This window comes from Duganella fentianensis (genome assembly GCF_009857835.1).
Taxonomy (GTDB): domain Bacteria; phylum Pseudomonadota; class Gammaproteobacteria; order Burkholderiales; family Burkholderiaceae_D; genus Rugamonas; species Rugamonas fentianensis.
Genome location: NZ_WWCL01000005.1, coordinates 70,009 through 94,470, shown reverse-complemented (window position 1 = coordinate 94,470; position 24,462 = coordinate 70,009). Strand labels below are relative to the sequence as shown.

At 60.5% G+C, this 24,462-nt stretch carries 24 protein-coding genes; 7 read left to right on the top strand and 17 right to left on the bottom strand.

Annotation, left to right across the window (positions count from 1 at the left end; all coding sequences use genetic code 11):
- Positions 1 to 23 precede the first annotated feature (23 nt).
- Positions 24 to 896 (top strand): phosphoserine phosphatase SerB, encoded by an 873-nt coding sequence (serB, locus tag GTP23_RS20950; protein WP_161036925.1) that lies wholly within the window; start codon positions 24 to 26, stop codon positions 894 to 896.
- A 19-nt stretch (positions 897 to 915) separates the two neighbouring features.
- Here serB and GTP23_RS20945 read toward each other — a convergent pair whose 3' ends face one another.
- From GTP23_RS20945 to rimO, 4 genes are all read right to left on the bottom strand, one after another.
- On the bottom strand, positions 916 to 1,398 hold the full coding sequence (locus GTP23_RS20945; protein WP_161036924.1) for a low molecular weight protein-tyrosine-phosphatase: 483 nt from the start codon (positions 1,396 to 1,398) through the stop codon (positions 916 to 918).
- 11 nt (positions 1,399 to 1,409) lie between these two features.
- Positions 1,410 to 2,465, bottom strand: coding sequence for a histidinol-phosphate transaminase (gene hisC, locus GTP23_RS20940; protein ID WP_161036923.1), 1,056 nt, complete (start codon positions 2,463 to 2,465; stop codon positions 1,410 to 1,412).
- Positions 2,462 to 3,631, bottom strand: a complete 1,170-nt coding sequence (locus tag GTP23_RS20935; RefSeq protein ID WP_155433973.1) for a cystathionine beta-lyase — start codon at positions 3,629 to 3,631, stop codon at positions 2,462 to 2,464. The genes hisC and GTP23_RS20935 overlap by 4 nt, the downstream gene beginning before the upstream one ends.
- A 70-nt stretch (positions 3,632 to 3,701) precedes the next feature.
- Positions 3,702 to 5,108 (bottom strand): 30S ribosomal protein S12 methylthiotransferase RimO, encoded by a 1,407-nt coding sequence (rimO, locus tag GTP23_RS20930; protein WP_161036922.1) that lies wholly within the window; start codon positions 5,106 to 5,108, stop codon positions 3,702 to 3,704.
- Between the two features lie 162 nt (positions 5,109 to 5,270).
- On the opposite strand from rimO, the gene GTP23_RS20925 reads away from it, so the two are divergent.
- Complete coding sequence (locus GTP23_RS20925) at positions 5,271 to 6,281, top strand: LacI family DNA-binding transcriptional regulator (RefSeq protein ID WP_161036921.1); 1,011 nt, start codon at positions 5,271 to 5,273, stop codon at positions 6,279 to 6,281.
- A 38-nt stretch (positions 6,282 to 6,319) separates the two neighbouring features.
- On the opposite strand, the gene GTP23_RS20920 is transcribed toward GTP23_RS20925, so the two are convergent.
- The 7 genes from GTP23_RS20920 to phaC all read right to left on the bottom strand — a co-directional run bounded on the left by GTP23_RS20920 (position 6,320) and on the right by phaC (position 13,965).
- Positions 6,320 to 6,754 (bottom strand): hypothetical protein, encoded by a 435-nt coding sequence (locus tag GTP23_RS20920; protein WP_155433970.1) that lies wholly within the window; start codon positions 6,752 to 6,754, stop codon positions 6,320 to 6,322.
- A gap of 193 nt (positions 6,755 to 6,947) precedes the next feature.
- Complete coding sequence (locus GTP23_RS20915; protein ID WP_161036920.1) at positions 6,948 to 8,033, bottom strand: ABC transporter ATP-binding protein; 1,086 nt, start codon at positions 8,031 to 8,033, stop codon at positions 6,948 to 6,950.
- A 3-nt stretch (positions 8,034 to 8,036) separates the two neighbouring features.
- Complete coding sequence (locus tag GTP23_RS20910) at positions 8,037 to 8,918, bottom strand: carbohydrate ABC transporter permease (RefSeq protein ID WP_161036919.1); 882 nt, start codon at positions 8,916 to 8,918, stop codon at positions 8,037 to 8,039.
- Positions 8,915 to 9,832: a carbohydrate ABC transporter permease gene (locus GTP23_RS20905; protein ID WP_202412293.1), complete on the bottom strand. Its 918-nt coding sequence runs from the start codon at positions 9,830 to 9,832 to the stop codon at positions 8,915 to 8,917. Before GTP23_RS20905 ends, GTP23_RS20910 begins: the two co-directional genes overlap by 4 nt.
- A 67-nt stretch (positions 9,833 to 9,899) precedes the next feature.
- Positions 9,900 to 11,240, bottom strand: a complete 1,341-nt coding sequence (locus GTP23_RS20900; protein ID WP_161036918.1) for a GH1 family beta-glucosidase — start codon at positions 11,238 to 11,240, stop codon at positions 9,900 to 9,902.
- 230 nt (positions 11,241 to 11,470) lie between these two features.
- On the bottom strand, positions 11,471 to 12,034 hold the full coding sequence (phaR, locus tag GTP23_RS20895; protein WP_161036917.1) for a polyhydroxyalkanoate synthesis repressor PhaR: 564 nt from the start codon (positions 12,032 to 12,034) through the stop codon (positions 11,471 to 11,473).
- A 197-nt stretch (positions 12,035 to 12,231) separates the two neighbouring features.
- Positions 12,232 to 13,965, bottom strand: coding sequence for a class I poly(R)-hydroxyalkanoic acid synthase (phaC, locus tag GTP23_RS20890; RefSeq protein ID WP_161036916.1), 1,734 nt, complete (start codon positions 13,963 to 13,965; stop codon positions 12,232 to 12,234).
- Between the two features lie 47 nt (positions 13,966 to 14,012).
- On the opposite strand from phaC, the gene GTP23_RS20885 reads away from it, so the two are divergent.
- Positions 14,013 to 14,267: a hypothetical protein gene (locus tag GTP23_RS20885; RefSeq protein WP_161036915.1), complete on the top strand. Its 255-nt coding sequence runs from the start codon at positions 14,013 to 14,015 to the stop codon at positions 14,265 to 14,267.
- A gap of 17 nt (positions 14,268 to 14,284) precedes the next feature.
- On the opposite strand, the gene pgeF is transcribed toward GTP23_RS20885, so the two are convergent.
- Together pgeF and GTP23_RS20875 are read right to left on the bottom strand one after the other, a co-directional pair.
- Positions 14,285 to 15,076 (bottom strand): peptidoglycan editing factor PgeF, encoded by a 792-nt coding sequence (pgeF, locus tag GTP23_RS20880; protein WP_161036914.1) that lies wholly within the window; start codon positions 15,074 to 15,076, stop codon positions 14,285 to 14,287.
- Positions 15,076 to 16,098, bottom strand: coding sequence for an RluA family pseudouridine synthase (locus tag GTP23_RS20875; protein ID WP_202412292.1), 1,023 nt, complete (start codon positions 16,096 to 16,098; stop codon positions 15,076 to 15,078). Before GTP23_RS20875 ends, pgeF begins: the two co-directional genes overlap by 1 nt.
- Positions 16,099 to 16,185: 87 nt before the next feature.
- On the opposite strand from GTP23_RS20875, the gene GTP23_RS20870 reads away from it, so the two are divergent.
- Positions 16,186 to 16,986: an outer membrane protein assembly factor BamD gene (locus GTP23_RS20870; protein WP_155433961.1), complete on the top strand. Its 801-nt coding sequence runs from the start codon at positions 16,186 to 16,188 to the stop codon at positions 16,984 to 16,986.
- A 135-nt stretch (positions 16,987 to 17,121) separates the two neighbouring features.
- On the opposite strand, the gene yaaA is transcribed toward GTP23_RS20870, so the two are convergent.
- Positions 17,122 to 17,892 (bottom strand): peroxide stress protein YaaA, encoded by a 771-nt coding sequence (gene yaaA, locus GTP23_RS20865; RefSeq protein WP_161036912.1) that lies wholly within the window; start codon positions 17,890 to 17,892, stop codon positions 17,122 to 17,124.
- A gap of 35 nt (positions 17,893 to 17,927) precedes the next feature.
- Between yaaA and GTP23_RS20860 the strand changes: the two genes are divergently transcribed.
- From GTP23_RS20860 to GTP23_RS20850, 3 genes are read left to right on the top strand one after another with little or no spacing between them, the layout of a single operon-like run.
- Positions 17,928 to 18,389, top strand: coding sequence for a putative toxin-antitoxin system toxin component, PIN family (locus GTP23_RS20860; RefSeq protein ID WP_161036911.1), 462 nt, complete (start codon positions 17,928 to 17,930; stop codon positions 18,387 to 18,389).
- Positions 18,390 to 18,419: 30 nt separating this feature from the next.
- Positions 18,420 to 19,598: a pyridoxal phosphate-dependent aminotransferase gene (locus GTP23_RS20855; RefSeq protein ID WP_161036910.1), complete on the top strand. Its 1,179-nt coding sequence runs from the start codon at positions 18,420 to 18,422 to the stop codon at positions 19,596 to 19,598.
- Between the two features lie 17 nt (positions 19,599 to 19,615).
- Positions 19,616 to 20,566 carry an HD-GYP domain-containing protein gene (locus GTP23_RS20850; RefSeq protein WP_161036909.1) on the top strand — a complete coding sequence of 317 codons (951 nt, stop codon included), beginning with the start codon at positions 19,616 to 19,618 and terminating at the stop codon, positions 20,564 to 20,566.
- A 4-nt stretch (positions 20,567 to 20,570) separates the two neighbouring features.
- Here the strand turns inward: GTP23_RS20850 and GTP23_RS20845 are convergent, their stop codons facing one another.
- The 3 genes from GTP23_RS20845 to mshL are packed head-to-tail and all read right to left on the bottom strand — an operon-like array spanning position 20,571 to position 24,445.
- A complete protein-coding gene (locus tag GTP23_RS20845; RefSeq protein ID WP_161036908.1) occupies positions 20,571 to 21,761 on the bottom strand; it encodes a tetratricopeptide repeat protein in 1,191 nt (396 codons plus the stop codon).
- A complete protein-coding gene (locus tag GTP23_RS20840; RefSeq protein WP_161036907.1) occupies positions 21,758 to 22,648 on the bottom strand; it encodes an ExeA family protein in 891 nt (296 codons plus the stop codon). The genes GTP23_RS20845 and GTP23_RS20840 overlap by 4 nt, the downstream gene beginning before the upstream one ends.
- Entirely contained in the window at positions 22,649 to 24,445 is a 1,797-nt protein-coding gene (mshL, locus tag GTP23_RS20835) for a pilus (MSHA type) biogenesis protein MshL (protein ID WP_229256213.1), read from the bottom strand.
- Positions 24,446 to 24,462: the final 17 nt, after the last annotated feature.

The window sequence follows — 24,462 nt, the reverse complement described above, 5'->3', positions numbered from 1 at the left end:
TCCAAGGCTCACACTCTCTCTTTATGAACACGGAAAACAACATGACGAATCTGGTGCTGCAAGGTCTGGGCGACTGCAAAGCGCAACTGCAACAGCTGGCGGCACTGGCCGGTGTTAGCGGCACGGCTAGCAGCCGCTGGCTGAGCGACACTGCGCTGCGCTGCGAAGGCGTGGCACTGGATGAGGCGCAGCGCCGGAATCTGGCCGCTGCGGCACTGGCAGCCAGGGTGGATATTACTTACGACGCGGACCAGCGCAAAATGAGCGACTTCAAACTGGTCGCCATGGACATGGATTCCACCCTGATCACCATCGAGTGCATCGATGAAATCGCCGATATGCAGGGGCTGAAGGCGGAAGTATCGGAGATCACCGAAGCTGCCATGCGCGGCGAACTGGATTTCTCTGCCAGCCTGAAACGCCGCGTGGCCCTGCTCAAAGGTCTGGAAGCAACGGCACTGGAACGCGTGTACGAAGAACGCCTGCAACTGTCACTGGGTGCAGAAACCATGCTCAAGGCCGTACAACAGGCCGGTCTGAAAACCCTGCTGGTATCGGGCGGCTTCACCTTTTTCACCGCGCGCCTGAAACAGCGTCTGGGGCTGGACTATACCCACGCCAATGAACTGGAAATCGTTGACGGCCGCCTGACCGGTAACGTCATCGGCGGCATCGTCGATGCGGAAGAGAAGAAACGCACAGTGGAACGCGTGTGCGCCGAACTGGGCATCAGCCCGAGTCAGGCCATCGTCATGGGCGACGGCGCCAACGATCTGAAGATGATGAGCATTTCCGGCATGTCGGTAGCGTTCCGTGCCAAGCCGGTGGTGCGCGAGCAGGCCAGCGTGGCGCTCAACTTCGTCGGCCTGGACGGCATCCTGCCTTTGCTGGCCTGATCAGGCGCCGGCTGTGCTGCTAACGCTGCGCCTTGCGCAGCAGTTCCAGCAAGCCGTCCGACGCATCTTCGATATAGTCGAGTACCAGATCGAAACCACGCCCGCCGCCGTAGTAAGGATCGGGCACTTCCAGCGCGCCGCTACGGCTGGCGTGCTGCATGAACAGCCCCAGTTTATGGCGGTACTCGGGCGGACAGGCCGCTTCCAGCAGACTCAGATTGTGCTGGTCCATCGCCAGCACATGATCGAACACTTCGAAATCGCTAGCCTTCACCTTGCGCGAACGCTGGCTCGATAGATCGTAGCCACGTTTAAGCGCGAACTCCATCGAACGGGCATCGGGCTGCTCACCAACATGGTAGCCATGGGTGCCGGCCGAATCGATCTCCACCCAGTCAGCCATGCCCGCTGCTTCCACGCGCTGGCGGAATACGCCTTCTGCCGTAGGCGAACGGCAGATATTCCCCATGCAGACAAACAGCACCGCTACTTTGCCGGTCATCGCCATATCCCTCACAGCAAAGCCTGAAGCGCCGCTACCAGTTGCGCGCATTCCTCGTCCGTGCCGATGGAAATGCGCAGGAACTGGTCGATGCGGGCCTGCTTGAAGTGGCGCACGAGGATGGCGCGCTCGCGCAGCCCGGCTGCCAGCGTGGCCGCGTCGTGCGATGGATGACGCGCAAAGATGAAGTTCGCCTTGGATGGCAGTACCTCGAAGCCCAGCGCCTGCATCTGCTGCGTCAGCCATGCGCGGCTGGCGATGATGGCTTCCGACGTCTGCCGCGTGTAAGCCACATCCTGTAGCGCAGCCACAGCGCCGGCCTGCGCCACCTGCCCCAGCGGATAGCAGTTGAAGCTGTTCTTGACCCGTTCCAGTCCGGCGATCAGATCGGCATGGCCGAGCGCAAAGCCGACCCGCAGACCGGCCAGCGAGCGCGATTTGGACAGCGTCTGGACCACCAGCAGGTTCTCGTAACGGCCCACCAGCGCAGCGGCGCTTTCGCCGCCAAAGTCCACGTAGGCCTCGTCGATGACCACCACCTGATCGGGGTGGGCCTGCAGCAGCGCTTCGATCTGCGCCAGCGGCAGCGCGATGCCGGTTGGGGCATTCGGGTTGGCGATGATGATGGCGCCGCACGGTTGCTGGTAGTCGGCGATATCGATTTCGAACTGCGCGTTGAGCGGCACCTGCACATTGCGGATGCCGTACAGGCTGCAATAGGTCGGATAGAAGCTGTAGCTGATATCGGGGCTCAGCAGCGGCAGCTCGTGCTTGAGCAGCGCGTGGAAGGTATGAGCCAGCACTTCGTCCGAGCTATTGCCCACGAATACCTGCTCGCGGCGCAGGCCGAAGTGGGCGGCCAGCGTATCCTTGAGAACAGCATTCGACGGGTCGGAATACTTGCGCAACTGTTCGCCTGCTGCCGCCTGCATGGCAGCGATGGCCAGCGGCGAAGGCGGATACGGATTCTCGTTGGTATTCAGCTTGATCAGGCCCGGCATCTGCACCTGTTCGCCCGGCGTGTATGGTGTCAGCGCGTGTACGACATCGCTCCAGTAGCGGCTCATTGCAGCACCTCCAGCGCGTGTTCGATATCGGCAATCAGGTCGTGCACATCTTCCAGACCTACATTGAAGCGCACCAGCTGGCCCTTGTTCGGCCAGTCCTTGCGCATGCTCTGTATGCGGTAAGGCATGACCAGACTGTTGGCGCCACCCCAGCTATAACCGATCTTGAATAGTTGCAGCGCGTCGATGAAGCGGTCGGTCTGCGCTTCCGTGTACTGTTCGTCAAAGATCACGGAGAACAGGCCACCTGCGCCCGTGAAGTCGCGCTTCCAGAATTCGTGGCCGGGGCAATCGGTAAAGGCTGGGTGCAGCACCTTGGAGATTTCAGGGCGAGCCTGCAGCCATGCGGCCAGTTTGCGCGCTGCTGCGTCATGCGCTTCGAAGCGCAGACGCATGGTAGGCAGGCCGCGCGAAACGAGGAAGGCATCGTCCGCGCCTACGCCCATGCCGAGGCGCATGTGGGCACCGGCGATCTTGTCGTGCAGCGCACGGTCGCGCGTGATGACAGCGCCCATCAGCACATCCGAGCCGCCAGACTGGTATTTGGTCAGTGCCTGCATGATGATGTCCACACCCAGATCGAAGCCGCGCAGCGCCAGACCGGCCGACCAGGTGTTATCCAGCGCCACCACCACGCCGCGTTCGTGCGCTGCCTTGCAGATGGCTGGCAGGTCCGGTACTTCCATCGAGACGGAGCCCGGCGCTTCGGTCCAGATCAATCGGGTATTCGGCTGTATCAGCTCGGCGATGCCGGCGCCGATCAGCGGATCGTAGTAGCGCGCCGTGATGCCGTAATCGGCCGACAGCCAGCGCCCCAGTTCGCGGTTCGGGTTGTAGACGTTATCGGGCAGCAGCACGTCGTCGCCGCTGCGCAGCAGCCCCAGATCGACCATGGCAATCGCCGCCAGACCGCTAGGTGCCAGCAGGCAGTAGTCGCCACCTTCGATTTCGGCCAGCCGCGCTTCCAGCGTGAAGGTGGTCGGCGTGCCATGCAGGCCGTAGGTATAGGCGTTCTTGTCCTTCCATTCGCCCGAGCGCATGGCAGCCACGTTCTTGAACAGCACGGTGGAAGCGTGATGGATCACGGCCGGGAAAGCGGCAAAGCCTTCCGGTGCACGGTAATCGGGATGCACGATGGCGGTCTGCTGGGATTTTTTAAGTGTCATGATGAGTAAGCTCGGACGAAAAAAAAAGGCGGTCCATGTCTGGTCCGCCTTTATTATAGGTTTGATTCGCTTATTGCGCCTCGCCCCACAGGTCGTGCGCATCGGACGTGGTGATCTTCACGTCGACAAACTGGCCCACTGCCAGCTTCTTGTGCGGCTCGTAAGGTGGCTTGACGTACACCACGCCATCGATTTCCGGCGCATCGGCGCTGGTACGGCCTACGCCACCGGTACGGTTGATCTCGTCGATCAGCACGCGTACGGTCTTGCCGACTTTGGCTTTCAGGCGGTTACGCGAAATTTCTTCCTGCAGCAGCATGACGCGGCCACGGCGCTCTTCGCGCACTTCTTCCGGCACAGGGTTGGCCAGTTCGTTGGCCGTTGCGCCTTCCACTGGCGAGTAGGCGAAGCAGCCCAGACGGTCGATCTGCGCTTCCTTGAGGAAGTCCAGCAGATATTCGAATTCGGCTTCCGTCTCGCCGGGGAAGCCGGCGATGAAGGTGGAGCGGATGGTCAGGTCCGGGTTCATCTTGCGCCATGCCTGAATGCGGTCCAGATTCTTTTCACCGCTGGCAGGACGTTTCATACGCTTCAGCACTTCCGGATGGGCGTGCTGCATAGGGATGTCGAGGTAAGGCAGAATGTGGCCGTCGCCCATCATCGGGATGATCTGGTCCACGTGCGGATACGGGTAGACATAGTGCAGACGTATCCACGCGCCATACGATTTGGCCAGCTCGCCCAGCGCTTCGGTCAGCTGGGTCATGTGGGTCTTGATCGGACGGCCGTTCCAGAAGCCGGTGCGGAACTTGACGTCCACGCCATAGGCCGAGGTGTCCTGCGAAATCACCAGCAGTTCTTTCACGCCCGATTTGAACAGGTTTTCCGCTTCCAGCATCAGGTCCGCAATCGGACGCGAGACCAGATCGCCGCGCATGGACGGGATGATGCAGAAGCTGCAGCGGTGGTTGCAGCCTTCGGAAATTTTCAGGTAGGCATAGTGCTTGGGCGTGAGCTTCACGCCCTGTGCCGGAATCAGGTCAAGGAAAGGCTCGTGCGGCTTGGGCAGGTGCATGTGGACCGAGTCCATCACTTCCGCCAGCGCATGCGGGCCGGTTACGGCCAGCACTTTCGGGTGCACTTTCATGATGATGTCGTCGCCGGACGCATCCTTCTTCGCGCCCAGACAGCCCGTCACGATCACTTTGCCGTTTTCGGCCAGCGCTTCGCCGATCGCATCGAGCGACTCCTGCACGGCTGCGTCGATGAAACCGCAGGTGTTGACGATGACCAGATCGGCACCGTCGTAGGACTTGGCCGTTTCATAGCCTTCCGCGCGCAGCTGGGTCAGAATCTGTTCGGAGTCCACCAGCGCCTTGGGGCAGCCCAGCGAGACAAAACCGACTTTGGGCGCGGCGCCAGTGGTGCTGCCGGAGTCGCTGGCAGGCTTGTTACGGGAGAGAGATTGCGATTGCATGGTAAGTATCGAAAGCAGGTGTCGAAAGCGGGCGTTGAAAACGCGTGAAAATGTCGAGCAATCGAGCATTATACCCCATTCTTCATAGTGCGCCGTGATAGGATGACGCTCCGGCCGCTGCCTCAGAAACGCTGCGGCAACAAAGAATGGAGTGTAGATTTTGTGGCAACGCTAAAAGACGTCGCAGCCCTCGCGGGTGTGGGCATGTCCACCGCCTCGCGCGCGATCAGCGGCGCAGGCCCCGTCTCGGCAGAAGCCATGAAAAAGGTACAGGCCGCCGTCGAGCAGCTGAATTTCCGCCCGTCGTCGATCGGCCGTTCCCTGTCGAGCAAATCGCTGGGTATGATAGGCATCTACACACCGTCCTTCTTCGGCGCCTACTACGGCACCATCCTGCAGCAGACCGATATCGAACTGCGTGCCATCCGCCGCCATGTGGTGGTGGCTACCGGCTGCGGTGAAGGCGACCGGCGCGAAGAAACCATCGAAGCCGTCAACTTCCTGATCGACCGTGATTGCGACGGTATCGTGGTGCTGGCCCATGACCTGCGCGAAGAAGATATGCTGGCCCTGCAGAAGAAGCAGCCGCGCATCGCCTTCCTCAACCGGCGCAATCCCCATGCGCCAGAAACAGGCTTTTGCCCCGACCACTATCGCGGCGGCGAACTGGCAGCGCGGGCACTGGTCGACGCGGGCCATCGCCAGCTCGCCGTCATTTCCGGCCCTGCCTCGGCGTTCGATAACATCGAACGCATCAGCGGTTTTTATGCGGAGCTGGAACGGCACGGCATCACTCGCGCCTATGTGCAGCAGGTGGACGGGGACTTTTCGCGCGATAGCGGTTTTGGCGCTGCTGCGCAGCTGCTGGATCAGGGGCGACAATTCACTGGCATGTTCTGCGCCAACGACGAAATGGCCGTGGGCGCCCTCGCCTGCCTGCACCAGCGCGGCATCGGTGTGCCGCAACAGGTTTCCGTGATCGGCTACGACGATGACTACACGGCCGAATACAGCGTGCCGCCCCTCAGCTCGGTGCACATCCCCATGCAGGAAGTCACCCGCAATGCCGTCCGCTGGCTGCTCAACCTGTGCTACGGCACAGGCCACGAAATCGTGCGCGAATATCCCGTCACCGTCTCCATGCGCGCAACGTTGGCGCAACCAGCGTCATAGGTGTCCACTGCATAAAGGCAAGCAAAAATCATAGGCTCTTATCGCTTCGTCGAACCTTCTAGAAAATCCGTCAACAGATGCTCTGGCGGTCGCTGGTCTGCCAGCGCCTTGTCGTAGCGTAGTTCACTGGTCCACGCCATTCCTGTGATGAGCAGTTCCGCCTTGCCGCGCTGAACCGCCAGTAAATCATAGGACTTGCCATCGACAGTAGCAATATAGTTCACGCTATTGCCGCCTGTTTGAACCACCTCTTTGGCACGCAGAACGCGACCATCAAGCTTGTGGTCGATTCCACTGATCTGTACCAGTGCCTCGTGGTTTTCCTTCGCTCCGAGACGCGTGATCCATACCCGATATCCTTGCTCACCACTAAACGCCATCGTATAACGCGCCACTTCGGGACGTTTGCCCTCCGCGTGCGCAACTGGAACCAGACCGCTAGCAAATAAGAAAAGTAATAGAAGCTTGCGCATAATTTCCTCTTCCGGCAGGTTGAACTATGGGATGACACACCTGGCTATACGCCAGCGTTTTCAGACCGGCGACGTAAGCCTGTGGATGATTATCCGGCAAATATTTCCGTCTAGGAATGTGCGCGATCAAAGACGGATGCAGAACGTGAGCAAATTTATCTGCTCGCGTGAAATGTGGGCTGATGCTAAACGATTACAGGCGCTGCTCGCTGGCGGCGTCGAACAGAGAGATGCGCTGGCTGCGGATAGCAAACGCCATAGGCTGCTCGCCTTCCACCACCAGACCATCCTGCACGATGCCCGCTACCGGCGTGCCCTGCAGATCCAGCCACACTACGCGGTGTGCGCCCATGGCTTCGATCAATGTGACCGTACCTGTGGCCGCACTACTGGCACCATCGCGGTTGCCGATATCGATATCTTCGGGGCGCACGCCGAGCACGCAAGCCTGCCCATCTACGGCCGCCTGTGCATACGGATAGGCCGAGACGTCCAGCGTCAGGTGTTCATTGCGGAACATCACCTGCCCACCTTGCGCCGACAGGCTGCCCTTGAACAGATTCATGCCGGGCGAACCGAGGAAGGTGGCCACAAACAGATTGGCCGGACGGCTGTAGATATTATCCGGCGTGTCGAACTGCTGCACCACGCCGCCCTTCATCACGGCCATGCGCTGCGCCAGCGTCATAGCCTCTACCTGATCGTGCGTCACATAGATCATGGTGGCGCCCAGCTGTTTGTGCAGCTGCTTGAGTTCGCGCCGCAATTCCGTGCGCAGCTTGGCGTCCAGATTCGACAGCGGTTCATCGAACAGCATCACGTCGGCCTCGCGCACTATGGCGCGGCCTATCGCCACGCGCTGGCGCTGGCCACCGGACAGATTGGCCGGCTTGCGCTTCAGCAGCGGCCCCAGTTGCAGCATGTCGGAAGCGCGCGCCACGCGGCGCGCTATCTCCGCCTTGGGAGTGCCGCTGATGCGCAGGCCAAACGACATATTCGCTTCCACATCCATGGTCGGATACAGCGCGTAGGACTGGAACACCAGCGCTATGCCACGGTCTTTGGGATCTGCCCAGGTCATATCCCTGCCGCCGATTTCGATCTGGCCGCCGCTGGTATCAATCAGCCCTGCGATGCTGTGCAGCAGAGTCGATTTGCCGCAGCCCGATGGGCCCAGCAGCACCACGAATTCGCCAGCCTTCACATCCAGATTCAGGGATTCGATCACCGTGTTCCCGCTCAGCGTAATCTTCAGATCCCGTATCGCTACATTCGACATGCTTTATCCTTTAACCGCGCCAGAGGCGATGCCGCGCACGAACCAGCGGCCAGAAATGAAATAGAGAGCCAGCGGCACCAGCGACGTCAGGATGGTGGCGGCCATGTTGACGTTGTACAGACGCTCGCCCGTGGTGGTGTTGATGATGTTATTCAGCTGTACCGTCATCGGCAGATGATCGGTACCGGCAAACACCAGCCCTAACAAAAAGTCGTTCCAGATGCCCGTAACCTGCATGATCACCGCCACCACGATCACCGGCGTGGACATGGGCAGCATCAGTTGCAGGAAGATGCGCCAGAAACCGCCACCATCGATACGCGCGGCCTTGAACAGTTCCACCGGCAGCGCCGCATAGTAGTTACGGAACAGCAGCGTCATCACGGGCATGCCGAAGATGGTGTGGATCAGCACAATGCCGGGCAGCGAGCTATACAGATTCAGCGTGGCCAGCATGCGCACCAGCGGATACACCATCACCTGCACAGGTATAAATGCGCCCATCATCAGGATGGCAAACAGCAGCCCCGCACCACGTGGACGCCAGAACGACAGCGCATAGCCGTTCACTGCACCGATGGCGATGGACAGTATGGTGCTGGGCACGACGATGGCGACGGAATTCCAGAAGCCGCCGCGGATACCGTCGCATTCCAGCCCCGTGCAGGCCGACTGCCACGCCTGCAGCCATGGTTCCAGCGTGGGATGCAGCGGCAACGCGAACAGCGTGCCGAGGCGGATTTCTTCCATCGGTTTAAGCGAGGTTACCAGCATCACATATAGCGGCAGCAGGAAGAACAGGGCCGCCACGATCAGGAAGCCATACACGCCCATGCGGGCGGGAGTCCAGCCCGGCGTGCGGCGCGGTTTCGATACGGCGCTCATGCTGCACCGCCTTTGGCAGCACGGCGGCTACGCACAAAGTACAGCGGCGCGACGATGGCCAGCACGGTCGCCAGCAGCACGATGGAGGCGGCCGAAGCAAGGCCGATATTGGCCCGGCCGAACAGATAATCCATGATGAATTTGGCCGGCACTTCGCTGGCCGTCCCGGGGCCGCCCTGCGTCATGGCCACCACCGCATCGAACACTTTCACCACCATCACGAACAGCAGCACAAAAGCCGTCGACAGCGAGGCGCCCATCATCGGCAGCACGATACTCAGATACACGCGCCAGCGCGGTATGCCGTCGATGCGGGCGGCCTTCCAGATTTCCTCGTCCACCCCGCGCAGGCCGGACAGCATCAGCGCCATCACCAGACCGGAGGCCTGCCATACGGTGGCGATCACGATGGTATAGATCGCCATGTCCTGATCCACAATCCAGTCGAAGCGCGCTTCGGTAAAGCCCAGCTTGTGCAGCACTTCCTGTATGCCCAGTTCGGGATTGAGTATCCATTGCCAGATCAGGCCCGTGGCCACAAACGACATCGCATACGGATACAGGAAGACGGTACGCAAAGCGCCCTCCGCCATCACCTTCTGGTCGATGAACACGGCCAGCAGAAAACCGATCGCCAGACAGGCGATGATGAACAGCACGCCGTAGATGGCGATATTCTGCAGCGACAGCAGCCAGCGCTCGTTATTGAACAGGCGGATGTACTGGGCCGCGCCGACGAAATCACTATTGGGGAAGGTGCGCGAACTGCTGACGGACACGCGCGCCGTCCACAGCATGGTACCCAGATACGCCAGCAGCACTGTGGCCGCCATCGGCAGCAGCGCAAGGTAGGCAGCCAGCGATACCCGCTGGCGCCTGCGCACCACCCTGCCCGGCTGGTTAGCCTTGTTCATTCTGTCTCCTGAGGACGTGTTACGCCCATTTTATGCGGTTGGCCGAGCGAAACTCAATGCCTGGACACTATTTGCTGCGCCGTGCAGCGAGGAACTGCTGCACCAGCTGGGCGCTACGCTTGGGCGTGCGCTGCTGCGTGGTGTAGTCGACATGAACGATGCCGAAGCGGCGCTCGTAGCCGAAAGCCCATTCGAAGTTATCGAGCAGCGACCAGATAAAATAGCCACGCACATCTACCCCGGCTTTGACCGCCTGATCGACAGCGGCCAGATGGCGGTTGAAGAAGCTGATGCGCTGGCTATCGTTGACCTCACCATCGACCACTTTATCGTCCGAAGCCATGCCGTTCTCCGTGATATAGATGGGCGGCAGCTGGGGGTAATCGCGCTTGAAGCCAACCAGCAGATGGCGCAAGCCGTCGGGATAGACTTCCCAGCCCATCTGGGTGCGCTCCACATCGTCCAGCGGCACTTCCGTGTAGCCATGCTGGCCATCGCTGACCACATTGCTGCGGAAATAGTAATTGATGCCGAGGTAATCGACTTTCGCGCCGATGATGGCCAGATCGCCTTCCTGCATCAGGGGCTGGGCGTCGGGCCACAGCTCCCACAGGGCAGCCGGATAGCTTTGCTTGAGCAGCGGATCGAGCACCCACTGATTGTTCTGCACTTCGAACAGCATGGCGGCGCGCTGGTCAGCTTCGCGGTTGCCGGTGGTGGTGGCATGGCCTACATTGACCACGATGCCTGCCTGCGCAGCCGGATCGTTGGCACGCAGATGCGCCATGGCCAGACCATGGCCCAGCAGCAGATGGTGCATGGCCTGCGTGGCCAGCTTCACATCCTGCTTGCCCGGTGCGTGGTGGCCATTGCCATAGCCCAGCCAGGCCGAACACCATGGCTCGTTCAGCGTCGCCCACGCATCGACCAGACCGGCCAGTTCGCGGCTGATCATGTCGGCATATTCGGCAAACCGGTAAGCCGTAGCGCGGTTGGTCCAGCCGCCCTGATCTTCCAGATGCTGGGGCAGATCCCAGTGATACAGGGTGACGAAAGTTTTCATGCCTTGGGCGCGCAGCGCCTGCAGCAGCTTGCGATAGAAGGCGATGCCGGCCTGATTCGGCTGGCCCTCGGCCGTCATCACGCGCGGCCAGGCGATCGACAGACGGTAGGCATCCACCTTGAGCATGTCCAGCAAGGCCACATCCTCTTCCCAGCGGTGGTAATGGTCGCAGGCGACAGCCCCCGTATCCCCGGCCAGCACTTTGCCGGGGGTAGCCGAGAACGTATCCCAGATCGAGGGCACACGGCCATCCGCGTGGATAGCACCTTCGATCTGATAGGCTGCCGTGGCGGCACCCAGCAGGAAATTCTTCTGCCACAGCACCGAATCGGCGGGCGGCAACATACTCTGATCCAGCGCTACGGACACCACAGACACTCCCTATCAAATACTCAGATAACTATTTTGGAATCGTTTCCACTTCAGGTAAGCGATAGTAATGCCTAGGAATTTCTTGTGTCAACGGAAATATCGAGTTTTTGCAATACAGATACGAAAACGGCACGGCCACACAGGTGGACATGCCGTTCTGTCACGAGCGCCGGCCCGAACGGACCGGCGATACCGGATAAAACTTACTTCTTCTCGGTTGGTGCCGTGCCGGGAGCAAACGGGAAAGTACCGAACAGGTTCTTGCTCTGGCTCTGCATCTGCTCCTGCATCTGCACGAACAGGCTCTTGCTCTGGTCGATGTAGTTATTCATCATGCCTTGCATCATAGGGCCCTGCACGTTCATGAACTGGGTCCACATTTCCGGGCTAAAGGCTTTGCCATCGAGGCCGCCCACGGCACTACCGGTGAACTTGCGCTGGATGTCGGTGAAAGCCTGTACGTTCTTTTCCAGATACGAGCCCATCATGCCCTGCATGGCGTGGCCGTAGAAGCGGATGATCTGGGCCAGCACATCGGTCGAGAACATCGGCACGCCGCTGGCCTCTTCTTCCAGAATGATCTGCAGCAGGATGCTGCGGCTCAGGTCTTCATTGGTCTTGGCATCGACAACGGTAAATTGTTCATTGTCCAGCACCAGCTGTTTCACGTCCGTCAGCGTGATATAGGAACTGGTCTGCGTGTCATACAGACGGCGGTTCGGGTATTTTTTAATCAGACGGTCAGCATTTTTTTTCGTACTACTCATCACAAGTCCGTTTATTGCGCCGCAGCGCATACTCCATCAATTCGAAAAAAAGAAGCGAACCCTAGTCCGCTTTCCCAGTTACCTACACCTATTATAGAGGGGAAAAAGCATAAGTTGCACTAACCATCTTAACTATGGGTCTTATTGCAACGCAACGAAGTTGAGTTTTACTCATACTTCTGCCCCTCAACTCCCACTTAATCGGCTTTGGCCTTGACGTAGCGCCCCGGTGCCGCCTCGATAGGCTGATAGCGGGCATTGCCCGGTTTTGCCTTGGCTTTGACGTCTTTACCGCCATGGGTGGCAAGGAAGTCTGCCCACTGTGGCCACCAGCTGCCCGGCACTTCGGTAGCGCCGGCCAGCCATTGCTCGGCATCCTGACGCTTGCTACCGCGCGCCGGTACGGCGTCATTGACCCAGTAGCTGCGCTTGTTCTTGGCTGCCGAATTGATCACGCCGGCGATGTGGCCGGAAGCGCCGAGCACGAAACGGTTGGCCTTGGCCTTGCCCGGATTGAGGATGTTGATCGACTCGAAAGCCGAGGTCCACGGCACGATGTGGTCTTCGCGCGAGCCGTAGATGAACACGGGTGCCTGTATCGCCGTCAGATCGACGGCCTCGCCAGCCACCTTGAGCTTGCCCGTCTTGAGTTTGTTTTCCAGATAGGTGTTACGCAGATACCAGCAGAACATCGGCCCCGGCAGATTGGTGCTGTCCGAATTCCAGTACAGCAGATCGAACGCGGGCGGCTCGTTGCCTTTGAGGTAGTTGGACTGCACATAGTTCCACACCAGATCGTTCGGCCGCAGGCTGGAGAAGGTGCTGGCCAGATCGCGCCCCGGCATCAGGCCGCCGTCACGGAACTGCTGTTCGCGCAGCGCCACCTGGGTTTCATCGACGAACACGCTGAGCACACCCGTGTCGGCAAAGTCGAGGAAGGTGGTCAGCAGGGTCAGGCTGGCAGCCGGATGCTGGTCGCGCGCAGCCAGCACGGCCAGCGCCGTCGAGACCAGCGTACCGCCCACGCAGAAGCCCAGCATGTTGAGCTGCTGCTGGCCGCTGATTTCCTGCGTGACGTTGATGGCTTCGATCACGCCATCCTGCACATAGTCATCCCAGCTGGTGCCGGTCATGCTCTTGTCGGGATTGCGCCACGAAATCAGGAACACGGTATTGCCCTGCTCTACCGCGTAGCGCACCAGCGAGTTTTCCGGCTGCAAGTCCAGAATGTAGAACTTGTTGATACACGGCGGCACCATCAGCAGCGGGCGCTGGTGCACGGTAGGCGTCAGCGGCGCGTACTGGATCAGCTGGAACAGTTCGTTCTCGAACACCACGGAACCGGGCGTGGTCGCCAGATTGCGGCCCACTTCGAAAGCGCTCTCGTCGGACAGGGAAATATGGCCCTTGTTCATATCGGCCAGCATATTCGCCAGGCCCTTGGTCAGGCTTTCGCCCTTGGTTTCGATCAGCTTCTGCTGGGCTTCCGGATTGGTGGCGAGGAAGTTGGCCGGCGACATGGCATCGATGATCTGCTGCACGGCAAAGCGGATTTTCTGCTTCTGCTGCGGCGTAGTCTCCACCGTATCCACCATGGCATTCAGGAATCTGGCATTGAGCAGGTATGATGCTGCATTAAAGGTCGACATGGGATTGCCCTGCCATGCGGGCGAAGTGAAGCGACGGTCCGATACGGATGGCGCTTTACCGGCCAGCACATCCTGCCACAGCTGGCCGAAATCCTGCAGATACTGATTTTTCAGCGTTTCCATGGCTTCCGGCTTTACCGATGCACCCACCTCCTGCATCATGGCGGCCAGTGGATTGGCTTCCGTACTGGGGGCCAGATTAAACCAGGATTGCCATTGTGATGGGTCGCTCATCTGCGACATCCACGCGTTGGCAATAGCTTGAGGGTCGGGCAAATTCATGGTTGATTCCCTAAAAAATTAGTTAAAAATCTTTACCTGGATTGCGTATGCTGATTGTTGCTGTAGCCTGGATTTACGTGGTTGGCCTGATGGCACTGACCGAACCGACCGTGGTTGCGGGAATTGTAACGTTTTTGTTCTACTGCGTGTTGCCACTGAGCACCCTGATCTACATTTCGGGCACAGGCAAACGCAAAGCCAGACGGCGGGCTGAAGAACAGGCAGCGCGCGAAGCGCGCCAGGCGGTAGAGACTACGGAAGCCGGAGCGCACAACCCGGCGCAGGAACCCGCCCGAGACTAAGTCCGAACGGGCCTGTTTCATTTGATCCAAATCAACGAGCCTTGCCGGCCCGTGACGCCATCGCGGCGATAGGAATAGAAGCGCGCGCCATCGCTGGCCGTACACTCATTGCCGCCATACACGGCCTGCACACCGGCCGCACGCAGGCGCAGGCGTGCCAGCGCATAGATATCGGCCAGATACTTATCGTCTTTGCCGGCCACGGGCTGGAAAGCGGCCAGCGTGGCTTCCACGTCGTCACCGGCATGGGCCGCATGGCGCTGGAAGATTTCCCGCACTTCTGCCCCTACTTCGAAGCGGCCAGGCCCGATAGCCGGCCCCATCCACGCCGTGATGCCCAGCGCGCCGTGATCGCGCATGGCGGCCACCGTCTGTTCCAGCACGCCATCGGCCAGACCGCGCCAGCCCGCATGGGCCGCGCCTACCGTCTTGCCCAGCGCATCGCAGAACAGCACGGGCAGACAATCGGCCGTCATGATGATGCAGACTTTGCCGGGCGCCGAGGAAATGCTGGCATCGGCCTGCGGCACCTGTCCTTCGACCACTGTAGCGATATCCACTACGGCCGTACCGTGCACCTGCTCCAGCCAGACCGGCTCGGATGGCAAGGCTGCACCGAGCAGCGCGCGGTTGCGCGCCACCTGTGCAGCGTCGTCGCCCACGTGGGTACCCAGATTCAGCCCGCCCTGCCCTGCGCCATCGTCATACGGCGCCGCACTGACGCCACCGAGACGAGTGGTAGACAGCACGCCAACCCGATTGGGCAGGCCCGGCCAGTCCGGCACCAGCCACTGCGTGCTACCCGTCATCAGACTTGTTCCGGCTCGGCGATGCCGGCCTTGGCGATCAGCTCGGCGAAGTCTTCTGCCAGCGGCACCAGCCATTCGCACTGCTCCCCCGTGGCCGGATGCACCAGACCCAGACGGCGTGCCTGCAGCGCCTGACGGGGGAATACGCTGGCCAGATGCTGCTTGCCATACATGACGTCGCCCACCAGCGAGAAGCCGATCGACATCATGTGCACGCGGATCTGGTGGGTACGGCCCGTCTCCAGACGGCACTGCACCAGACTGACGGGGCGGCGGTCCAGCTCGCCCGAGGCCAGCACCTGATAATGGGTGATGGCCGGTTTGGCCGAGAAGTTGGTCGAAATCGCCATCTTGATGCGGTCTTTAGGGTGGCGCCCCATGGACGCGTCGATGGTGCCGTTCAGGCGCGGCGTACCCCACACCAGCGCAAAGTACTCGCGCTTGACGGTACGGGCGGCCAGCTGGCGCACCAGATCGGTCTGGGCTGGCAGGGTCTTGCCCACCACCATCAGGCCGGAAGTGTCTTTGTCGAGACGGTGCACGATGCCGGCACGGGGCACGCCCGCCAGCTGCGGGCAGTGATGCAGCAGGCCGTTGAGCAGCGTGCCGGACCAGTTGCCATTGCCCGGATGAACCACCAGACCGGCCGGTTTGTTAATGACGATCAGGTGCTCATCTTCATAAACGATGTTCAGCGGAATCGGCTCCGGCTTAAAAGCCTCGTCTTCCGGCGCAGGTTGGGGCAGAATGACGATCTTCTCGTCGCCGTAGACGGTATCCTTGGTGCTTTTGGCCACTTTACCGTCGACCGTGACGTGGCCGTCGGTAATCCACATTTGCAGGCGGCCACGGGAGAATTGCGGCACCAGATGCGAAATGACCTTGTCCAGACGCTGACCACACACTTCCGAAGTGAGGTTCAGTTCTATCGGCGCCAGACCATCCTCGTCATCGCCGAATTCACCATCGTGGTCGAGCAGCAGATCGGTATCGGTTTCAGGGGTGGCGGAAGATTCGGCCAAATTCGGCTTTGGAGTTAATATCACGGTAATCCTATCGGCTATAATTAGCCTCGTAAAACTTTGGTTAAACAGCTTCTTGCAAAACTTATGCAAAAAAAATTATCAGTAGTTGCAGCAACGTTGGTTCTGCTTAGTTTGTCCGGTTGCGGTCTGTTCTCGGAGAAGGCTGACGAGACGAAAGGTTGGAGCGCTACGAAATTATACTCGGAGGCGAACGAAGAGCTGGAAGGTCAGCACTACGAACGTGCAATTCAGTTGTATGAGAAGCTGGAATCGAGCTATCCCTTCGGCACTTACGCCCAGCAGGCGCAAATGCAGATCGCTTATGCCTATTACAAATCGCAGGATCAGGCTCAGGCCCTGGCAGCGGTCGAGCGCTTCATCAAGCTGCACCCGAATCACGCCAATGTCGATTATATGTACTATCTGCGCGGCCTGATCAACTTTAACGACCAGATCGGCTTCCTTAACTTCATTTACGAGCAGGATGCCACCGAACGCGATCCGAAAGCCACGCGTGAAGCGTTTGCCGCGTTCAAACAGCTGGTCGAAAAATTCCCGAACAGCAAGTATACGCCAGATGCGATTGACCGTATGCGTTATCTGGTCAATGCCATGGCTTCCTACGAAGTACACGTGGCGCGCTACTACTACCGCCGTGGCGCCTATCTGGCAGCAGCCAACCGCGCCATGGGCATCATGAACGATTACCGTGATTCGCCGGCCATCGAAGAAGCACTGTTCATCATGATCCGCAGCTACGACAAGCTGGGTATGACGGAACTGCGCGACGATACCACCCGCGTTTTCAAGCTGAACTACCCGACCAGCAAGTTCCTGGATGAAGGTAAAAAAGCGGACCGCCAGTGGTGGCAGTTGTGGAATTAATCGGCTGAATTAGGCAGCATCAGAGAAAACCGGGATCGCCATCCCGGTTTTTTTATGCACTTGCGGGCCGCTTTCGGGCCGGTTTCGCACCGATGACCGGCCCGTTTTACATCTGGTAGCGGGCTTTACAAAGTTTTACTCGGCCACTTTGCGGCGGAATATCCAGTTCGTTTCCGTCGAATCTCTGGCATCAAAGGCGTAGCCGTCGAGGTCGAATTTCTTCAGTTTCTGCGGATCGCGGATATTTTTGATGGCTGCATAGCGCGCCATCAGGCCACGGGCCCGCTTGGCATAGAAGGAGATGATTTTGTACTTGCCGCCTTTCCAGTCTTCGAACTGGGGCGTAATCACCGGCAGTGCAAGTTTTTTCGGCCGCACGGATTTGAAGTATTCGGTGGAAGCCAGATTGACCAGCGTGGTGGCGCCCTGCTCGGCCGCCGTGCGGTTGATCGCTTCGGTAATCGTATCACCCCAGAAAGCGTACAAATCCTTGCCGCGCGGGTTGCTCAGGCTGGTACCCATTTCCAGCCGGTGGGCATGGATCAGGTCCAGCGGGCGCAGCAGGCCATACAGGCCGGACAGGATGCGCACGTGGTTCTGGGTGTAGGCCAGCTGGGCCGGTTTCAGGCTGCGGGCGTCGAGGCCGGCATACACGTCGCCATTGAATGCCATCACCGCCTGACGGCCTTCGCTGGTATCGCGGCTCCAGCTCGCATAGCGTGCCACATTCAGGGCCGAGAGATTGTCGGACAGGTCCATCAGTTCACCCAGCTCCTGTGGCGCCAGTTCGCGCAGGCGCTCGATCAGCTGGACGGAATGGTCGAGGAAGTCGGGCTCAGTATGCAGTTTGGTGGTCGGAGGGGTCTCCAGATCGAGACTTTTGGCAGGCGAAAGCACTATCAGCATAAAATTTCACATCAACATAAATACAAAACAGCAACATGATACCTGTTCCACAGAAAGCCATCCCGCGCATCGTCATCGACACCAATGTCTGCCTCGATCTGTTCGTGTTCCGCGACCCGCGCTGGGGCGCGCTGGTGGCCGCGCTCGAGAGCGGCGCCGTCGAGGCCGTGACCCGTTCCGATTGCCGCGACGAATACCACATCGTGCTGCGCTACCCTCACCTGCCGCTCGATGACAGCAACCGGCCCGAGGCAGCCGCCCGCTTCGACCAGCTCATCAAAGTGGTGGCGCCCGAGACATCACCGCTGCTGCTACCCGTCTGCAAAGACCGCGCCGACCAGAAGTTTCTGGAAATCGCGCGCGATGCCGGCGCCAGCGTGCTGATCACCAAAGACAAGGCGCTGCTCAAGCTGGCCAAGCGCCTGAGCCGGGCCGGCATGTTCAAAGTGCTGGTGCCGGAAGCCTGGACACTGGAAGCGTGCGTGGCGCTGAGCTAGAATCAAACACCGTCCATTATTCCCTAGCCCATGAGCCATCCTGCCGCCGCCCCGATCACGCCTGTTCTGAATAGCCGCCTGCCCGCCGTAGGCACCACCGTATTTAGCCGCATGTCGGCACTGGCCGTGCAGGCCCAGGCCGTCAATCTGGGTCAGGGCTTCCCGGATTTTGCCTGCGAACGCAGCCTGATCCAGGCCGTCAACGAGGCCATGCAGGCCGATTTCAACCAATATCCGATGATGAGCGGCGCGCCTGTGCTGCGTCAGGCCATCGTCGCCAAGATCGCCAGCCTGTACGGCCACCAGTACGATGTGGAGCGCGAAATCACTGTCACGGCAGGTGCCACGCAGGCGCTGACCACGACCATCCTGTGCTGCGTCCATCCGGGCGACGAAGTGATCGTCATCGAACCGACTTACGATAGCTATGTGCCGGCCATTACCCTGTCCGGCGGCGTGCCCGTGCTGGTGCAGATGGAAACGGGTGCCAGTGGCTACAGCGTGCCATGGGCCAAAGTGGCGGCAGCCGTCACACCGCGCACGCGCCTGATCATCATCAACACCCCGCACAACCCGACCGGCAGCGTGCTGCGCGCCAGCGACCTGCAGGCGCTGGCCGACATCGTGCGCGGCACCGACATCCTGCTGCTGTCGGACGAAGTGTATGAACACATGGTGTACGACGGTGCGCGCCACGAGTCCGTGTGCCGCTATGCGGAACTGGCTGCACGTGCCTTCGTCGTTTCCAGCTTTGGCAAGACTTACCACGTCACGGGCTGGAAAGTGGGCTACGTGGCAGCACCTGCCAGCCTGATGGCCGAATTCCGCAAGGTGCACCAGTACAATGTGTTCACAGTGAACACCCCCATGCAGCACGGCATAGCGGCCTATATGGCTGATCCCAGGCCTTATCTGGAGCTGCCGGCGTTCTACCAGCGCAAGCGCGATCTGTTCCGCGCCGGTCTGCAAGGCTCGCGCTTCGAGTTGCTGCCCGCCGACGGAACCTACTTCCAGTGCGTGCGATACGATAGAATCTCCCAGCAGACCGAAGCAGAATTTGCCGAATGGCTGACCACGGAAATCAAGGTAGCAGCGATACCCGTCTCGGCGTTTTACCAGCAGGGCAAGGAATCCGGCATCGTACGCTTCTGCTTTGCCAAACAGGACGAAACACTGACGCTCGCCTTGGAGCGACTGCAAAAAATATAAATCGGGGACCCCGCATCATGAGCGAGACCATGACGGCGGCCGCACCTTCGGTGCTGCGCCGGCTCAACCTATCCAATCAGCGGCTGGAAAAGCTGCTGCATAATCTGCGCAACGAACATCAGGCCGAGAGCGAGCTGCGCGCGATCGCCCTCGAGGTGCTGCAGGCCGTTGAAATCCAGCCAGATATCGCACTGGCCAGCATACTGCTGTGCCAGATCGCCGGTAGCTACGCCGTGCGCCACTGCATAGAAACCGCCATCGTCACCATCATTGCCGCCCGCGGCCTGCAGCTGGACGCAGCGCAGACCCAGACGCTGGCGGCGGCAGCCCTGACCATGAATGTGGGCATGCTGCGCCATAACGAGAGCTTTCAGCACAAGCAGTCCTCGCTGAGCCACGAGGAAATCGCCGTGATCCGGCGCCATCCGGAAGAAAGCGTCAGCCTGCTCAAGCATGCGGGCATCGATGATGACGAGTGGATTTCCTGCGTGCTGCTGCACCATGAGAACGATGATGGTAGCGGCTATCCGGCCGGCGTGGCCAGCCCCGAGGTGACGCGCAATGCCAAGCTGCTCAGCCTGGCCGACCGCTATTGCGCCCAGGTGTCGGCCCGCAACTACCGCCGTTCCATCGTGCCCGATCAGGCGCTGCGCAATCTGCAGCAGGACCGCCAGGCACCAGTCGATCCGGAACTGCTGCAGCTATTCCGGCTGGAGCTGGGCGACTATCCGCCCGGCACACTGGTGCGTCTGCAAAATGGCGAACTGGGGGTGGTCAGCGGCCGGCACGATGGCAGCGGTGGCCAGCCCATCAGCTGCCTGCGTGATGCCGACGGCAGCGCCCTCACCCCGCCCGTGCAGCGCAGCAGCAACGTGGCCGGCTATGCCATCAACGCCGCCCTCAGCGAGGACGACGCGGGCCTGCGCTTCAGCATGAAACAGATCTGGGGCGAACAGGCCAGCCTGTGACGAACTAGCGCGACAGGGCCTCGAGCTTGCGCTCGACAAAGGCTTGCAGCTCGGCCGAGAGGCCGGTCGCTGCACGGGCGCGGCGATAAGCTTCGCGCGCTTCGGCTGGATGATTGTCTGCTTGCAGCGATATGCCCAGCCCCATCCACCAGATGCCGTTCTGCGGCGTCAGCTGCAGCGCATCACGGTAGTGCTGGGCCGCTTCGGCGTGGCGCTGCTCGCGTTGCAGCACGCCGGCCAGGAAGGCATGGTATTCGGGATTGCTGCCGGCATACGGCAAGGTCGTCAGCAGCGTCTGCAACGCCGGGCCGCCTTTTTCCAGCTGCAAGCGCGCCAGTATCATCGCCAGCCCCGGCTGACGCGGATCTATGCCCAGTGCCAGCCGCAACTGGCGCACCGCGTCGTCATTGCGCTTATTCTCCAGCAGCAGGCTGATATAGGTCTGGCGCGCCGCTTCATTGCGCGGATCGATTTCCAGCGCCCGCTCGAAATCCGCCAGCGCAGCATTGACACGGCCTTCCTGCAACGCCACCAGACCGCGCCGGTAGGTGTTCTCGGCCATCAGCCTCGGGCTCAGATTATGGGTGATGGTACCCGCTTCGCCCGTTTCATCACTGCTGCGAACTGGCACCGCAGCCTTGCGCTCGCTGCGTGCTGGCGACGCTTTCGGTACGGTCGGCGCCTTATCGCTAGGCGTCGCAGCTTTATCGGTTGGCGCCGCAGCGACGCTGGCCGCCACCACCGGCGTGGCCGGCATAGTGGCTGGTGTTTTCTTTTCGGCTTTAACGGTCGCTGCTGCCGATGCAGCCGCATCCGCCGCGCCTAGCGGCACCAGTTCCTGCGACGCAGCGCTAGCAGCCGACGCTACTGCGGCAGCGCTACTCTGGCTTGCAGCGGGTGGCGGCACTGAGGCTGGCGCCGGTGTAGCGGCAGGTGCGGGCGTTGCAGCCGGTGCCGCAACTGCAGCAGCCGCCACGCCAGCCGCATGGGCAGCACGCTGGCCCTGCCAGTAATGCCAGCCATACCAGCCAGCCCCCGCCAGCGCTACCACGGCCAGCGCGATCGCACCCAGCTTGTACTTGGCATGCTCCGCCGCCGGGACCTCGACGGCGTGCAACTGCTGCTGGCGCAAGCCGCCATCAGCGCTGCCACCGCGCGCATCGAGATCCTGTAACATCTTGTTTATCAAACTCATTTCATCAACGCCCAAGTCAGTCCGCCTGCTGCCGCAGCCACCACCACCAGCCCAACCAGCCACCACACCCAGCGCTTATCGCGGGTTACAGTATCGCTGGCCGCCAGTCCTACATGGCGTTTCGTTACCTGCTGTTTACCTTCTCCGTAACATACCATCAAAGCCTTGTTGGCCATAATGTTAATCAGACGCGGTATGCCGCCACTAGCCTTGTACAGGCTGCTGATGGCGCCACGGCTGAACAGCCGGCTTCCCGTATAGCCCGCCACGCGCAGGCGATGAGACAGATAGTACTCCATGTCGTCGCGCGTCAAAGGCCCGAGATGATAGTGAAAAGTAATGCGCTGGGCCAGCTGGCGTATGGAGTTGGCCTGCAAATGCTGGTTCAGTTCCGGCTGGCCGAACAGCACGATCTGCAGCAGCTTGCGTTTTTCCGTCTCCAGATTGGTCAGCAGACGCAGCGCTTCCAGACTTTCCAGCGGTATGGCCTGTGCCTCATCGAGGCACAGCACCACCTGCTTGTCTTCGCGCGCCAGTTCCATCAGGCGCAGCGTCAGCGATTTCAGCAGCTGGTGCTGGTCCACATCGCGCTGCAGCGGCAATTCCAGTTCGTCCGCCAGTGCCAGCATCAGCGTGCGCGGTTCCAGATACGGATTAGGAATATACGCCGTAACAAAGCCTGCGCCCAGCGAAGCCATGAACTTGCGGCATAACAGCGTCTTGCCGGTACCCACTTCCCCAGTAATCTTGATGAAGCCTTCACCACTGCGTGCCGCCACCAGCAGCGTGTTGAGCGCCTGCTGGGAATGCGGACTGGTGAAGAAGAAGCTGGTGTCAGGCGTAATGCCAAATGGCATCTCGCTCAGACCAAAGTGAGCCTGATACATTTACTTGCGTCCCCCGTTACGCGGCGCCAGCTGTTCGATACGGCGGCTGGCGTCATCCAGCTCCTGCGCGTAGCTGGACGCACCATCGACGATGGTCGGTTTGATCAGCACCACCAGCTCGCGTTTCTGCATGCTGCGCTCGGTATTGCGGAACAAGCCGCCTACCAGCGGTACATCACCGAGGCCGGGCGCCTGGCTGGCATCCGATACCGTGGCCTGGCGCATCAGGCCGCCGATAGCGACGATACGGCCATCCTGACCACGCACCATGCTATCCATTTCCGACGTACTGGATGCGGCCAGCGGCAATTGCAGCGAACCGGCACTGCCCAGATTGACGATCTTGTTGACGGTCGACACCTGGCTGACGGAAGGATGGACGTGCAGCATGATGTTGCCTTCTTCATCGATCTGCGGCGTCACATCGAGCACCACGCCGGAGAAGAATGGCTGCAGCGTCACGTTCGGGCTGGTGGTATTGCCGCTCACGTTGGAGTTGGTGGTGGTGCTCACCCCCGTCACATAGAATTCATCCGTACCGATTTTCAGCACAGCCTTCTGGTTGTTCATGGTCGCGATACGCGGACTGGACAGCACATGCACCGAACCCTGCGACTCGAGGAAGGAAATCATGGCTGCGAAATTGCTGGTCTGGAATGCCATGCCGAACAGTGTGCCGGCATTATTCGCCGCATTCGACAGCGTATAGCCGGCGCTGGCGCTGATGCCGGCCGTGCCGCCACTGGTCATGGTAGCTGGCTGGCCACCATTGGCCGGCAGCGGGGCCAGCCCGGTGCCGGGAGAGATCACGCCACCGGACACACGGTTGCTGCCGCCACCGCCGAAGGAGGCAAAGCTGGCCCAGTTGACGCCGCTCTGATAGCCGCTGTTCAGCTGTACTTCGAGGATCTTGGCTTCCAGTATGACCTGGCGTTCCACCGCCAGCCGGGTGGCTTTCAGATACTGTTCGACGCTGCGCAGCTGCTCGGGCAAGGCACGCACTACCACCACTCCCGATTGCGGGCTGATGACGACGCTGCGGCCTTCGCCGACACCGCCCACCAGTGCTACCAGCGCTTCCTTGAGTTCAGTCCAGAAATCCGTGGCCGACGAGGTTTTGACATTGCTGGCATCTTCCAGCGCATATTGCTGGTTCTGGCCCGGCTGGCCTGGCTGCTGCGGCTGGTTGCCCTGACCATTGCTCCCTAAGCCCGTGCCCGCATTGCCATTCTGGCCCGAAACCACGGTGCCTACCGTGTTCACCGAGGTCGAGGATACGCGCACATTCGAGTTACCTTTACGGGTGGCGCTCAGATAATTGACCTGGAAAATCCGCGTCTGCATGGTCAGCGGACGGATGTAGATGCGTGTGCCCTCCACCTTGTAATCGTAGCCATACATCTCGCGCACGGCATCGAGCGCCTCGAACAGGGTGACATCCTTCAGATTGGCCGAGATCGTGCCCGTCACATCGGGATGGACCAGCATGTTGTAGCGCGTACCGGCCACAATCGAGCTGAAGAACTGCTGCACGGGCACCTGATTGAACGACACATTGAAGCGCTCTTCCATCACGGTACGCGCTTTGGGCAACTCGGTTGCCAGCGTGGCCGCCGGCGGCGGCAGCAAGGCCGCTTCCACCGCCGCCGGCGTAGCGGCCGGCGCACGGGCCGAATTCGCGGCGGCCTTGAGCTGCTGGTCTATGCTGTTATAGGTATCGCGTGGCACTTGCGTCTGGCAGGCCGCCAGCATTAGCGACGCGCCCAGCACGCCCGCCCAGTAGATCATCTTTTGCATGTAACGCTCGTAGTTAG